The 12,407-nt window shown below is 70.3% G+C and carries 12 protein-coding genes; 5 read left to right on the top strand and 7 right to left on the bottom strand.

Annotated features, from left to right (window positions below):
- Nucleotides 1–18: 18 nt before the first annotated feature.
- Nucleotides 19–885 carry a terpene synthase family protein gene (locus tag AB0I38_RS32995; protein ID WP_358489371.1) on the bottom strand — a complete coding sequence of 289 codons (867 nt, stop codon included), beginning with the start codon at nt 883–885 and terminating at the stop codon, nt 19–21.
- Entirely contained in the window at nt 882–2,279 is a 1,398-nt protein-coding gene (locus AB0I38_RS32990; protein ID WP_358489363.1) for a cytochrome P450, read from the bottom strand. Before AB0I38_RS32990 ends, AB0I38_RS32995 begins: the two co-directional genes overlap by 4 nt.
- 93 nt (nt 2,280–2,372) lie before the next feature.
- Here AB0I38_RS32990 and AB0I38_RS32985 point away from each other — a divergent pair, with 93 nt between their 5' ends.
- Complete coding sequence (locus tag AB0I38_RS32985; RefSeq protein WP_358489352.1) at nt 2,373–3,422, top strand: polyprenyl synthetase family protein; 1,050 nt, start codon at nt 2,373–2,375, stop codon at nt 3,420–3,422.
- 115 nt (nt 3,423–3,537) lie between these two features.
- Here the strand turns inward: AB0I38_RS32985 and AB0I38_RS32980 are convergent, their stop codons facing one another.
- Nucleotides 3,538–4,467, bottom strand: a complete 930-nt coding sequence (locus tag AB0I38_RS32980) for an aldo/keto reductase (RefSeq protein WP_358489347.1) — start codon at nt 4,465–4,467, stop codon at nt 3,538–3,540.
- A gap of 35 nt (nt 4,468–4,502) precedes the next feature.
- Here AB0I38_RS32980 and AB0I38_RS32975 point away from each other — a divergent pair, with 35 nt between their 5' ends.
- Both AB0I38_RS32975 and AB0I38_RS32970 read left to right on the top strand, forming a co-directional pair.
- The gene (locus AB0I38_RS32975; RefSeq protein ID WP_358489341.1) at nt 4,503–5,483 is read left to right on the top strand and encodes an alpha/beta hydrolase; all 981 of its coding nucleotides are present in this window, start codon (nt 4,503–4,505) and stop codon (nt 5,481–5,483) included.
- A 68-nt stretch (nt 5,484–5,551) separates the two neighbouring features.
- Entirely contained in the window at nt 5,552–6,097 is a 546-nt protein-coding gene (locus tag AB0I38_RS32970; protein WP_358489334.1) for a TetR/AcrR family transcriptional regulator, read from the top strand.
- Here AB0I38_RS32970 and AB0I38_RS32965 read toward each other — a convergent pair.
- Both AB0I38_RS32965 and AB0I38_RS32960 read right to left on the bottom strand, forming a co-directional pair.
- Nucleotides 6,035–7,615, bottom strand: coding sequence for a WS/DGAT/MGAT family O-acyltransferase (locus AB0I38_RS32965; protein ID WP_358489330.1), 1,581 nt, complete (start codon nt 7,613–7,615; stop codon nt 6,035–6,037). The genes AB0I38_RS32970 and AB0I38_RS32965 overlap by 63 nt on opposite strands.
- Before the next feature lie 142 nt (nt 7,616–7,757).
- Nucleotides 7,758–8,804, bottom strand: coding sequence for a sulfite oxidase (locus AB0I38_RS32960; RefSeq protein WP_358489325.1), 1,047 nt, complete (start codon nt 8,802–8,804; stop codon nt 7,758–7,760).
- An 842-nt stretch (nt 8,805–9,646) separates the two neighbouring features.
- Between AB0I38_RS32960 and AB0I38_RS32955 the strand changes: the two genes are divergently transcribed.
- Nucleotides 9,647–10,516 carry a TIGR03619 family F420-dependent LLM class oxidoreductase gene (locus AB0I38_RS32955; protein ID WP_358489321.1) on the top strand — a complete coding sequence of 290 codons (870 nt, stop codon included), beginning with the start codon at nt 9,647–9,649 and terminating at the stop codon, nt 10,514–10,516.
- Between the two features lie 98 nt (nt 10,517–10,614).
- On the opposite strand, the gene AB0I38_RS32950 is transcribed toward AB0I38_RS32955, so the two are convergent.
- Both AB0I38_RS32950 and AB0I38_RS32945 read right to left on the bottom strand, forming a co-directional pair.
- A complete protein-coding gene (locus AB0I38_RS32950; RefSeq protein WP_358489313.1) occupies nt 10,615–11,355 on the bottom strand; it encodes a cation transporter in 741 nt (246 codons plus the stop codon).
- Nucleotides 11,355–11,759, bottom strand: a complete 405-nt coding sequence (locus AB0I38_RS32945; RefSeq protein WP_358489305.1) for an ArsR/SmtB family transcription factor — start codon at nt 11,757–11,759, stop codon at nt 11,355–11,357. Before AB0I38_RS32945 ends, AB0I38_RS32950 begins: the two co-directional genes overlap by 1 nt.
- Nucleotides 11,760–12,039: 280 nt before the next feature.
- Between AB0I38_RS32945 and AB0I38_RS32940 the strand changes: the two genes are divergently transcribed.
- A partial coding sequence (locus tag AB0I38_RS32940) for a helix-turn-helix domain-containing protein (RefSeq protein WP_358489298.1) occupies nt 12,040–12,407 on the top strand: 368 nt, incomplete at its 3' end.

Below are 12,407 nucleotides of genomic sequence, written 5' to 3'. Positions count from 1 at the left end.
CTCGCTCAGTGCTCTCGCTCAGTGCTCTTTCGAAGCCCAGAAGTCGGACAGCCCGTAGAAGCCGGCGCTGTAGTGGAGCTGCCACCAGAGGTACTCGGCGGCCCGGGGATGGTCGCCGCGCACCGGCTGGATCAGCGCGGCGGCCTCGCTCGACAGCTCCGCCATGCGCGCGCTCACCTCGTCCGCCGTCATGCCGATCGTGAGAGCGTTGACATCACCGGAGGCCGACTCCCTGCGGTGCGTGGCCAGGTCGTTGAGCAGCCGCAGGTAACGCTGCACCGTCTCGCTCGCCGGACGCAGCCGTGCCAGGTCCCCGGGAGCCGTGACCTCGCCGGTGTAGATCCAGTGCGAGACGGCGATGAACAGGGCGCCGCTGCTGTCGGCGTTGGCCAGATACTCCTCCCGGGCGGGCTTGTTCGCGCCCCGGCTCCACTCCCACTCGCGGGCCATCGCGGCGAGCATGCGCTCCAGCCGGTCGCGCCAGTCCGCCTCCAGCGCGGCGAAAGCGGGTGCGGTGGTGAGCTCGGCGCGCAGGTCGGCGAGGAAACGGGTGACGGGGGAGACGGGTGCCGAGCCGGCCACGGCCGCCAGGCACGTTCCCGTCAGCGCCGCCACGTCGTCCCACGAGGCCGCCTCCTCGTCGAACAGCCGGTCCACCGCGAACACCAGTAATGACGCCCGGTTGACCACGCGCAGCCCCGCGACGCTCGCCCACGGCGAGCCGAACGCCCCCGCCATCGCCAGCGAGCCGTAGAGGCCGGAGTCGAAGGACTCACGGGGGAACAGGCCGTCGTACCTTGCCGCGCACCGCTCCAGCTCGCGCCCGCCCGCCACCGCGAGCGCGCACGTCCGCCCGGCGATGCGCAACGCGCCAGGATCGTTCACGAGCGCCCCCTCGGCACAAGGGTCATCGTCAGCCCGGACGGGGGCCGCAGCGAGGAGGCCAGCCGCGGGGTCACCGGGCGGTCGAGGCTCATCACCGGCCGGTACTTGCGCAGGATGCCGGCGATCACCAGCGGCGCCTCCATCGAGAACAGATGCTGCCCCAGGCACACGTGCGGGCCCGCGCCGAACGGCCAGTAGGCGTACCGGTGCCGCCCCGCCTCCCACCCCGGCGCGAACCGGTCCGGATCGAACACCGACGGCGAGTCCCAGAACTCCGCCATCCGGTGCGTCAGGTACGGGCTGAGCAGCACGGTGGAGCCGGCCTCGATCGCGACCCCGCCGACCACGTCCGCGGCCGCCGCCATGCGCGGCAGGATCCAGCCCGGTGGGTAGAGGCGCAGCAGCTCGTGGACGAACATCCGCAGGTACGGCATGTGCGGCAGATGCGCGGTGCTGACCGGGTCGCCGCCGACCACCCGGTCGATCTCCTCGTACACCTTCGCGGCCATGCCCGGGTGGGCGTCGAGGAGCAGCCATGCCCAGGTCAGCGCCGTGGCCGAGGTCTCGGTGGAGGCTCCGTGCATGGCCACCAGGTCGTCCCTGATCCGGCGATCGCCCTCCTCGCCCGCCACGTCCTGGCGAGCGTTGACCAGGCGCGAGACGACGTCGGTGCTTTCTTCGCCCAGGCCCTCCTGGGCCCGCACCCTGGCCTCGCGGATCCGGGGATAGACGACCCCATCGATGTCCTTGATCGCGCGCCGGAACGCCCGGTCGCCGGGCATCGGCACGCTCTCCGGCACGAACGGCATCAGCAGCCGGATGGCCTTGGCCGTGACGGCGACATCGTAGGCCGGCACCAGCCGTTGGATGTCCGCCACGGAGATCTTCGAGCCGAAGAACAACCGGACGATCGTCGGGTGCACGATGGCCGAGATCCCCTTGGAGATGTCGAACGGCAGGCCGGGGGTGATCGTCTCCTCGATCAACTCGTTGATGATCACAGCCATCTGCTCGGCCAGCGAGTTGACGTACCTGGCCGTGAAGAGCGGCTGCAGGATCCGCCGGCTCTCCGCCCAGGTCTCACCGTCCGACAGGATGCCCTCGCCGAGCAGCGGCGCCAGCGGTTCCCAGAACATGCCTTCCCGGACGTAGTTGGGCTGGTTCTGGATCAGCACGTGCTGGACGTGGTCGGGGTGGGTCACCAGGTACGGCCGGAACGGGCCCATGTTCAGGCGGACGATCTCGCCGCCGGCCCGCTCGCTCGCCTCGGCGAAGGCGTTGATCGGCGTGCGCGCGTTCCTGGTCAAAGAGGCTAAAAAGGGGACATTGGTAGCTTTACGTGTCGAAATGCCCCCAATGGGCACGTATGCTCCTTCGACCTGTCCGTCACGCATGACGGGATATTTCGCGCAAAAGTGCGTTTCTGGGGTGGATTATCACATGATCGTGCGTATAGATTCAAGATCGCACTTCGGCAGGAGCACCACGTGGACGTCAGCCATCAGGTAGCGGGAAGCCCCTCCGGCGATGCGATAGCGCGCTGCCGGCGACTGCTCGAACCAGCCCTTCGAGAAGCGGTCTCCGCACTACACCCGTGGGGCGCCAAGATGGCCGCCCACGCGCTGGGGTGGTCCGACGTCGACGGCGGACCCCAGCCGGTCGGCGGCGGCAAGCACCTGCGGCCGACCATCGCCATGCTCTGCGCCGAGGCCGTCGGCGCGCCCGCGGAGGCGGCGCTGCCCGGGGCGGTGGCTGTGGAGCTGGTGCACGCCTTCTCGCTCGTGCACGACGACATCATCGACCACGACGAGCGGCGCAGGCACCGCGAGGCGCTCTGGAAGGCCTACGGCGTGGGCCCCGCGCTGCTGGCCGGCGACTCGCTGCTGGCCCTCGCGGTCGACCAGCTGACGGACCACCCCGTCGCGATGCGCTACCTCTCGCGGGCCCTGATCGAGCTGGTGCGGGGCCAGACGGAGGACATGGCCTTCGAGAACCGCCCGTGGACCGGCCCCGGCGAGGTCACGGTCCAGGAATACACCCAGATGGCCGCGGGCAAGACCGGCGGCCTGCTGGGCGCCGCCGCCGCGGCGGGCGTCGCGCTGGGCGGCGCGCCCGGCCTGTCGGAACCCCTGTGGACGATGGGCCGTGAGCTGGGCGTCGCCTTCCAGATCGTCGACGACCTGCTGGGCCTCTGGGGCGACCCGGCAGTCACCGGCAAACCCATCCACAACGACCTGCGTCGCGGCAAGAAGACGTTCCCCGTCCTCGCCGCCCTCGCCCCGGCCGCGCCGTTCGCCGAGGCCCGCCCCGCCGGGCGGGCCGCCCGCGACCTGTCCGGCCTGCTCGCCTCCGGCGCCCTGGACGACGACGAGGTCCGCCTCGCCGCCGGGCTCGTCACCGAGGCGGGCGGTCGCGACGCGGCCCTGGACCAGGCGAGGCACCACCTCACGACGGCCATGGAGATCGCCGGCGAGTGCCTGCCCGACGCCACCGAACTACGCGACCTCTGCCTGTCCCTCGTCGAGCGAAGCCACTGACCTGGTCGTGAGACACCCCGCCCGGCCCTGGACCGAGCAGAGCCGGGCGCGTCTCACGCACGCGGGCCGCCGTACGCGTACCCGCGTGATCGGGGGCGTCTCCGCGCACGCGCGGTCAGGGGCGGGAGGCCTCGTCGAGCAGCCGGAGCTCCTCGGCGCCGAGCTTGAGCCCGGCCGCAGCCAGGAGCGGCTGGAGCTGCGTGACGTCACGGGCACTGGCGATCGGCGCGGCGACCGTGGGCTGGACCGCCAGCCAGGCGAGCGCCACCGAGGCGGGCTCGACCCCGCGCTCGGCCGCCACCTTGGTCAGCGCCTCGATGGTCCGCGGCCCCCGCTCGGTCTGGAGGTATCCGGCGGCCCCTCCAGCACGGGGACTGTCGATCGTGACGCCCGGGACGTACTTGCCGGTCAGGAAGCCGCGCGCGAGCGAGGACCACGGCGTGCTGGACAGCCCCTCCCGGGCCGTCACCTCCCGCAGGGCACCCTCGTAGCCGCGCTCCACCAGGTTGTACTGCTGTTGCAGCGCGACGTAGCGGGCCAGGCCCTCGTCGTCGGAGATCTTCAGCGCCGCCGCCAGCCGGTCGGCCTCGTAGTTGGAGGCGCCGATATAGCGGATCTTGCCCTCGCGCACCAGCGCGTCGAACGCGGCCAGCGTCTCGGCCAGCGGCGTGTCATGGTCGTCGATGTGCGCCCAGTAAAGGTCGATGCGGTCGGTACGGAGCCGGCGCAGGGAGCTCTCGACCGCGGCGCGGATGTTCGCGGGCGCCAGGCCCTTGAACCCCTCCAGCATGCCGACCTTGGTGGCGAGCACGATGGAGTCGCGGTTGCCGCGCTTGACCATCCACTCGCCGATGATCGTCTCTGATGTGGACTCGCCGGTCGCCCAGTACGGGTAGGAATCGGCCGTGTCGATGAAGTTGCCGCCGCCCTCGACGTAGGCGTCGAGCACCTCGAAGGACGTCTTCTTGTCGGAGGTCCAGCCGAAGACGTTGGCGCCCAGGGCTATCGGGAACACGGACAGGGCCGTGGTGCCTATCGATCTCATAGCGCTATTATCCGCGCATCCAACAAGGAGACTCCATGGCCCTCCGGTTGCGTGGATGCCTGGTCGGCGCGATCGTCGCCGGCGGACTCTGTGTGCTCGTCGTGGCGGCGCTCCTCGCGGTGCTCCCGTGGGGAGGCGAGCCGTCCGTTCCGGCAGCCTCCCCCTCCTCGACGCCGCCCCAGACCCAGGACGCCACCGAGGTGGTCGAGGAGAACCGGCTCGACGAGCGCAGGATGGAGCTGACGATCAGGTCGCGGGCGCTCGACGCCACCACGAAGGTCCGCCTCCTGCTGCCCAGGGGATGGGAGTCCCGGCGCGACTGGCCCGCGCTCTGGCTCCTGCACGGCGGCCTCGACGACCACACCTCCTGGACGGCCAGGACCGACGTCGCCGCGCTCACCGAGAACTCCGGCCTGATGGTCGTGATGCCCGACGGCGGCAGGTGCGGCAGCTACTCCGACTGGTGGAACGGCGGCGACGGCGGCCCGCCCCGCTGGGAGACCTACCACCTCAAGGAACTGATGCCGCTGCTGCGCTCCCGCTACCGGGCGGGTGGCGAACGCGCCGTCGCCGGCTACTCGATGGGCGGTCAGGGCGCCATGCTGTACGCCGCCAAGGGCGCCTTCAAGGCCGCCGCCTCGTTCAGCGGAGCCGTGCACATCCTGCGCCCCGGCGTGCCGCAGGCCGTGATGGCGGGCACCACGGTCGGCTGCTTCGGCACCGACTGGAAACGCGTCTGGGGCGACCCCGAGCGGCAACGCGCCGTCTGGCGCGCGCACAACCCCTACGACCAGGCCGGCAAGCTCAAAGGCGTCCGGCTGTACGTCGCCGCGGGCGAAGGCGACCTGGTCGAGGACCTGGCCAACCGGGCGGCCAGGGAGTTCGCCGGGCGGCTCGGCGAGCTGGGCATCCCCGTGCGCACCCACTTCCACCAGGGCAGGCACGACCACGCCTCCTGGCAGCGGGAGCTGCACCGGGCCTACCCCATGTTGACGGAGGCCATCGGCGTCCGGTGACCGACCGTCACGAGGGTCTCCCGTTCGCGGCATGGCGGTGCCCGGCGGGTGCCGGTTAGGGTGCGGCTGTGGTGATCGGTGACGCGCGTACGCGCATCCTGGACGCGGCCGAGGAACTGTTCGCCGGCGGCGGATACGACGCCACCCCGACCGCGCTCATCGCCCGGCTGGCCAGGGTGCCGAAGGGGCTGGTCTTCCACTACTTCCCACGCAAGATCGACGTGCTGGTGGCGCTCGTCGACGAGCGCACGCTGATCGAGGAGTCGCGCGAGGTCGACGCCGTCCCCGGCGACCCCGCCGGCACCCTGTCCGGGCTGGCGCGCCGGCTGCCGCTGCACGCCTCGCCGGCGATGCGGCGCATCCTGTTCCGGGAGGCCGACACGCACGGCTCGGTCAGGGAACGGCTCGGCCGCCTCAACGGAGAGCTGATCAGGCGGGCCAAGTTCGCGCTCGAACTGGCCCTGCCGGGCAGCCGGGGCGACGCGGCCAGGCTGGAGGTCGCGGCGGCCACGTTCGCCGCCGTGCTGCTCTACCAGGAGAACCTGTGTCAGCTAACGGGCCACCAGATCGATCCCGACGCCGTCGCGAAACTCATCGCCCACTCGCTCGTCTAGCAGCTCGTCGAGCGCGGTCCGCAGGTGGCCGAGCATGCCCCAGACGTCGTCCATCCGGTCCGGGCAGGCCACGATGCCGAAGTCGAGCATGCCGTCGTAGGAGAAGCAGGTGATGTTGACGCCGCCGGTCATGTCGGTCAGCACCGAGAGCGGATAGTAGGAGAGGATCCGCCCGCCGCACAGATACAGCGGAAACTGCGGGCCGGGCACGTTGCTGATGATCAGGTTGATCGGCGGCACCGCCGATGCCAGCCGGAACAACGCCGGGCTCGCCACGCTGGTCACCGGCGCGGGGAGCAACGAGCACAGTTCCAGCAGCCAGCCGGCCGGGGCGGTGACGAAGCGGCGCTTGGCCGCGTTCATGGTCGAGCCCACCTTCCGCAGCCGGGCCTGGGGATCGGCGATGTCGGTGGGCATCGGGGCCACCATGGCGGAGATCTGGTTGCCGACCAGGTCCTTGGCGTTGGCCGTGCGGACCGCGACGGGCACGGCCGCGATGAGCGGCTGCTCGGGCAGCGCGTCGCGCTCCATCAGCCACGACCGCAGGGCGGAGGTGCACAGCGCCATGACGATGTCGTTGACGCTCATGCCGTGGACGCGGGCGATGCTCTTGACGTCCTTGAGCGACACGGACCCGAACGACAGGTGGCGGCGGGCGCTGATCGGGCCGTTGAACGGCGTGCGGGGGGCGGAGAGCCGGGGCAGCTCGGGCCGGTGGTGCCGGTCTCCCGTCACGAACCTGGCCGCCTGCGCGATGGCCTTCGCGCCGGGCAGCGTCGCGGCGAGCGGGATCGCGTCGAGGTCGCCGGCCGCCCGGACCGCCGCCCGCAGGGCCCGCACGGGATGGGTCGCCGTTCGCACGGCGGCGCCGGCCAGCATCTCGACCAGGCCCGGACCGACCGCCTCCTGGTCGTCCTCCGGCCCACGCGACGTCGTCTCGACCGCTGTGACCGGCGCCTTGCCCGCCTTGCCCGCTTTGGCCGCCTTGGTGGCCTTGGTGGCCGCCGTGCCGCGCCGGCCGCGCCCGGCGCTGGTGTGGCAGGTGTCGGGGGTGAGGTCGAGGAGGGTGGCGAGGGTCTCGGCGCCGGAGACGCCGTCGATGGCCGCGTGGTGCACCTTCGTGTAGACGGCGATCAGGCCGTCGGCCAGCCCGTGGATCAGGTGCATCTCCCACAGCGGGTGGGAGCGGTCCAGCCTGCGGGCATGGATGCGGGCCACCTCGTCGGCCAGCTGCCGGTCGTCGCCGGGCCGCGGCAGGGTGACCTCGAACAGGTGGTTGCCGATGTCGAAGCCGGGGTCGGTCGCCCAGTAGGGGCGGTCGAGGTCGAACGGCACCCGCACCAGCCGCAGGCTCAGCGCGGGTGACAGGTGGAGCCGCTCCAGCAGGAGCGCGGCGAGCGTCTCACGGTTGACCGAGCCGTCGGCCGGGTCGAGGATCGCCAGGCCCGCCACGTGAGCGGCGGTGGTCGCGGACTCGACGTTGAGGAACTGCGCGTCGAGTGCGGTCAACTGGCGCATCTTCCCTCCTTTTCTCAGCGTGTGGTCAGGCTCACATGAGACGGTTTCTGTGGCGTTTCTGCGAGAGTCTTTCAGATGAATTCGGGTAACCCGGACACCCTATTCGCGAACGTGCAGCTCACCCCGGATCGGTAACAATTCCCTATCCAAGGACAACCTGCACGGGATGCCGCACGACTGCGTCGAAGTGATAACCGAAAGCTTGCCGTGGCGTGATCAGAGGTTGCGTCGCGCCGGACTCGTCGGTCGCCCGCGCCATGAGCACGTGCGGCCCCGGCCGCTGTGGAGCCCACCCGATGTGCCACGGCAGCCAGGCGCCGACCAGGTGGTGGCCGTGGTGCTCGGCCTGCTGCCAGGTGAGCCCGCCGTCGAAGCTGATCTCGACCCGGACGATCCGCCCGTTGCCGGACCATGATCTGCCGTGCAGGATGTGCGGGCCGCCGACGGTGATCGTCGCATTCCAGGCGACTTCGAAAGCGCTTCGCACCGGCTGGGTCGTGACCTCCGGGTAAAAGACGGTGTTCCACGGCGTGAAGGCTTCTTCGGTGGTCACTTCCATGTCACCCAGCCATTTGATGGACGCTATTCCCACCCATCCCGGCACCACCAGGCGTGCCGGAAATCCGTGGTCGGGCGGAAGCGGCACACCGTTCATCTCGTAGGCGACGAGCACGTCGTCCATGGCCTTGCCGACGGGCAGCGGCCGGCGTACGTGCCCGTACTCCTCGAACGGCGCGTCGAGCCCGCGCGGCACCACGTCCACGGCGTCGGGTCGCAGCCCGGCGTGTTGGAGCAGGTGGCTGAGCGGCACCCCGCGCCATCGCGCCACCCCGATGCCGCCGAGGCCCCACTGGATGCCCGGGACGGGATCGTGCTGCTGGACGTCGTAGAACCGCCGTCCGTTGCCGGCGCACTCGATCGCGGTGTCGACGGTCCGGGCGGGCATGGCCAGCAACTGCCGGTAGTCGTACGTGCGGGAGTGCCGCACCCCCGGCCCGTGCAGACGCAGCCGCCAGGTGGCGGCGTCGATGAGGGGGGTGGAAGTGTGATTGCGGACGAAGAACCGGTCGTTGGGAGTGTGGTAGCCCTCGCCCGCCATGGCCTCCCAGCGCATCTCCGCGTTGCCCTCGAGGAGCGTGAACAGGTGGTCCGGCAGGGGTTTGACGACCGTCTCCAGTGCTTGCTTCATTGACGTCACCTCCTTAATCCTTATTTCCTACTGGTAAACCATTTAATCGTTACCGTGTGTAGTCGAGCGCTCGCTCCAGAAGGGACATGCCCAGATTTGACCGGGTCGCACCTCCTCGGCCGCAGGGAGAACCGGGGTTGAATCATCCCTTACGACGAGCCCATGCTCATCCTCGGGACGCTCGGCGCATGGTCTTCCCAGGGCCCATAAGGCCGGGCTGACCTGAGTGGCCACGGCTCGGGCTGGGTGGCCACAGGCTCGGGCTGGGCTGGGTGGCCGCGGAGGCGGGTGGGCGTTCCGGCCGACCACGATTGCCCGGGGTCTGGTGATGTTCGCCTTCGGCCTCTCGCGGGCGCGGGGGTACTTGGCACGGTCTTAAGTCGGCCGGAACGCCCACCCGCCTCCGCTCTACGGCGCCCCGCCGTCCTGCCTGCCCACCGCAGAGCGGGCCAGGCTTCGACGCCTTTCTTCTCGCCGATGCTGAAGCACCTGATCCCGTACGTCGCGGCCGGCCGCCGTAGGCTGAAGCCTTCACTTTCCGACACAGCGCGGGCTGGGCGTCGTAGCCGTGGCGGAGCGCCTGACACGGCCTCCCGGTACGCATGAAGGACGACAGGCGCCAGTGGCCCTGTCCCGCCTGGTGCTGGATCGACGATCCGTCCGTGGCCGTGCACAGGCGCAGGTTGCCTTGACGCCGGTGACAAGGTTCTAAGGTGCCCAAGACCGGCGGATGGGGAAGGTCGCCACGTCATGGCGGGCCGCCACGATGCCTCTGTAGCGCCGGGCGAGCCGAGCAGCGACTGCCCATCCATCGCATCGGCCGAGTAACCGGAGGAATGACGATGAAGTTCGCAGTCAGCTATAGCACGCCTTACTACGGTGTCGACCCTGACAAGCTCGTGGCCTACGCGCAGCATGCCGAGGATTGCGGCTTCGAGTCGCTCTATCTGCCCGAGCACATCGCGCTGTATCCCGGTGCGATGGCTGGGCGCTTTGAGCTCCCGCCGTCGCTACCGTATTTCGACCCGCTCGATTGCCTGAGCTTCGTCGCCGCGGCTACGCGACGGATTTTGCTCGGGACAGGCGTGCTGCTACTGCCGTACCACCATCCGGTGGTCCTCGCCAAGCGTCTGGCGACCATCGACGTGCTGTCCAAGGGGCGGATGCGATTGCTGACCGTGGGGCTCGGCACCCTGCCCGGTGAGGCCCAGGCGGTGGGCGTTGACTTCAGCACCCGGGGCCGTCGGGCCGACGAGGCGATCGACGTGATGCGGCTGCTCTGGGCCGGCGGCGAAGACGGTGTCAGCTTCGCCGGGGAGTTCTTCGCCTTCGACAAGCTGTGTCAATTCCCAAAGCCTTACGATGTCACCCACCTGCCGATCCACATCGGCGGATCGAGCCGGGCGGCCGCACGCCGCGCCGGACGACGCGGCGACGGTTACTTCCCGGGTGGCGCGCTCGATCCGAACGAGCGCACCATCCAGATGGACCTCGCCCGATCGACCGCCATCGAAGCCGGCCGGAGCTCGGAAACGCTTGAATACACGCGATGGGGGTCGATCGACATGACCGTCGACCAGGTCGAGGAATTCGCCGCGCAAGGCGTGACCCGCATCGTCATAGGTGCCGCCGCCACCGAACCAGACCAGCAACGCGAGGAGTTGTCCGCGTTCGCCCAGCGGTTCGCCCTCCTCGAACACCTCCCCAGTTAGTTTCCTGTCTCCAGCCGGGGCGAGGAATCCAGTTGTTTCCTCAAGCCGTACGCGGCTGCGGTAGGCGGCCCGCATCCGCTCGGGCATCGGACGGCCGATCATCGCGTGTCCTCCTGCGGGTTGTTCTGCGTGGTGTGTGCCGGTGAGCAGCATCCGTCCGCGCACCCATCAGCTCCGGCGATGGCGCTGCCGGACGGGGTGCTGGCGGTGGGAACGGCACAGCAGGCGTCCCCGTGCCAGGCGTCGCGACCTTCCTTGACCGCGACGGCGGCGATCACCAGGGCGGCGATCGGGTCGGCCCACGACCAGCCGAACAGGCTGTTGAGGGCCAGGCCCACGAGCAGCACAGCCGACAGGTACGTGCACAGCAGGGTCTGCTTGGAGTCGGCCACCGCTGAGGCGGAGCCGAGTTCGCGCCCGGCGCGGCGCTGAGCCGCTGACAGGAACGGCATGATGACCAGGCTCAGGGCTGCCAGGATCAGCCCTGGGGTGGAGTGTGCGGCCTCACCGGCGCCGAGCAGGGCGCGCACGGCGTCGAAGGTGACGTAGACGGCAAGGGCGAAGAACGAGACAGCGATGACGCGCAGCGCGGCGCGTTCGCGGCGTTCGTGGTCGGTGGCCGAGAACTGCCAGGCGACCGCGGCGGCGGAGGCGACCTCGACGATGGAGTCCAGGCCGAAGCCGATGAGCGCGGCCGAGGAGGCGATGGTGCCTGCGGTGATGGCCACCACCGCTTCGATCACGTTGTACGTGATGGTGGCGGCGACCAGCAGCCGGATGCGGCGCCGCAGCAACTCGCGGCGAGCGGAGGCCGCCGCGGGCGGGTTCAGCGTGGCCATCACCGCACGTGCCGGTCCGGCTCCAAGCGCTCGGGACGGCGCTGCATGTGGTGGTGGGCGGGGCGCAGCGTCACGGCGTGCCCGGTGGCGCCCAGCAGGTGCTCGGCTGAGGCGAGCAGGTCCATCAGCTCGGGCCGGGTCAGGGAGTAGAAGGACTGGCGGCCTTCGGCGCGGTAGTCGACCAGGCCGCAGTCGCGCAGGCAGGCCAGGTGTTTGGAGACGGTGGACTGAGCCAGCCCGAGCTCACCGGTCAGGTCGACCACGCGGGCCTCGCCGCGCGCCAGCCGGGCCACGATGCGCAGCCGGGTCTCATCGGCCAGTGAGTGGAACAGCGCGGCCGCCGGGGAGATTCCGGCCGCGACCTCGGTGCGGACGCACACCCCACCCTCAAAATCAATCGCCATGTGGCGATGATAGCCCGAATGAAGCATGTGAAGGTCGGGGGTGCCCGGCAAACTCGCGCCCGGCGGCCAGGGGCTGCGAGAGCTGGCCCGGTAAGTCGCCGACCGGGGAGCGTGGACGCCGGAGCGCGTGGGACGCCCGATCTGGCAGAGCGCTACCGCGCCAAAGTCACCAAGCACCTACAGCGTGGATGCCCTGTCCTTCAGGGCGGGGAGGAAACGTGGAACGGTCGGGCACTTGTGTCTCCCGTTTGTGTCGGTGGTGGTCGGTAGGTTGGTCGGCGTGTCCCGCTTCCGGCTTCAGCCCTCGCCTGCCCAGGAGGCGGCGTTGCTGGAGCATTGCGGGCATGCGCGGTTCGTGTGGAATCTGGCCGTGGAACAGCACGCTCATTGGAAGCCGGGCCGTAGGTCCGCGCCGGGGTTCGCCGAGCAGTGCCGCCAGTTGACGCAGGCGCGGGCGGAGAGTGAGTGGCTGCGAGCAGGGTCGATCATCGTTCAGCAGCAGGCGCTCAAGGACTTCGCTCAGGCGATGGCGAGCTTCTTCGGCAGGACCCATAAGCGTCCGGTGTGGCGCAGGCGGGGGCGGGGTGAAGGGTTTCGGATCGTCGCGGTGAAGGCTGGTGACGTCCGGCGGTTGTCCCGCAAGGTGGG

The organism is Nonomuraea cavernae (assembly GCF_040655715.1).
Taxonomy (GTDB): Bacteria; Actinomycetota; Actinomycetes; order Streptosporangiales; family Streptosporangiaceae; genus Nonomuraea; species Nonomuraea cavernae_A.
The sequence above is the reverse complement of the archived record's forward strand: the minus strand, read 5'-3'. Positions and strand labels throughout refer to the sequence as shown.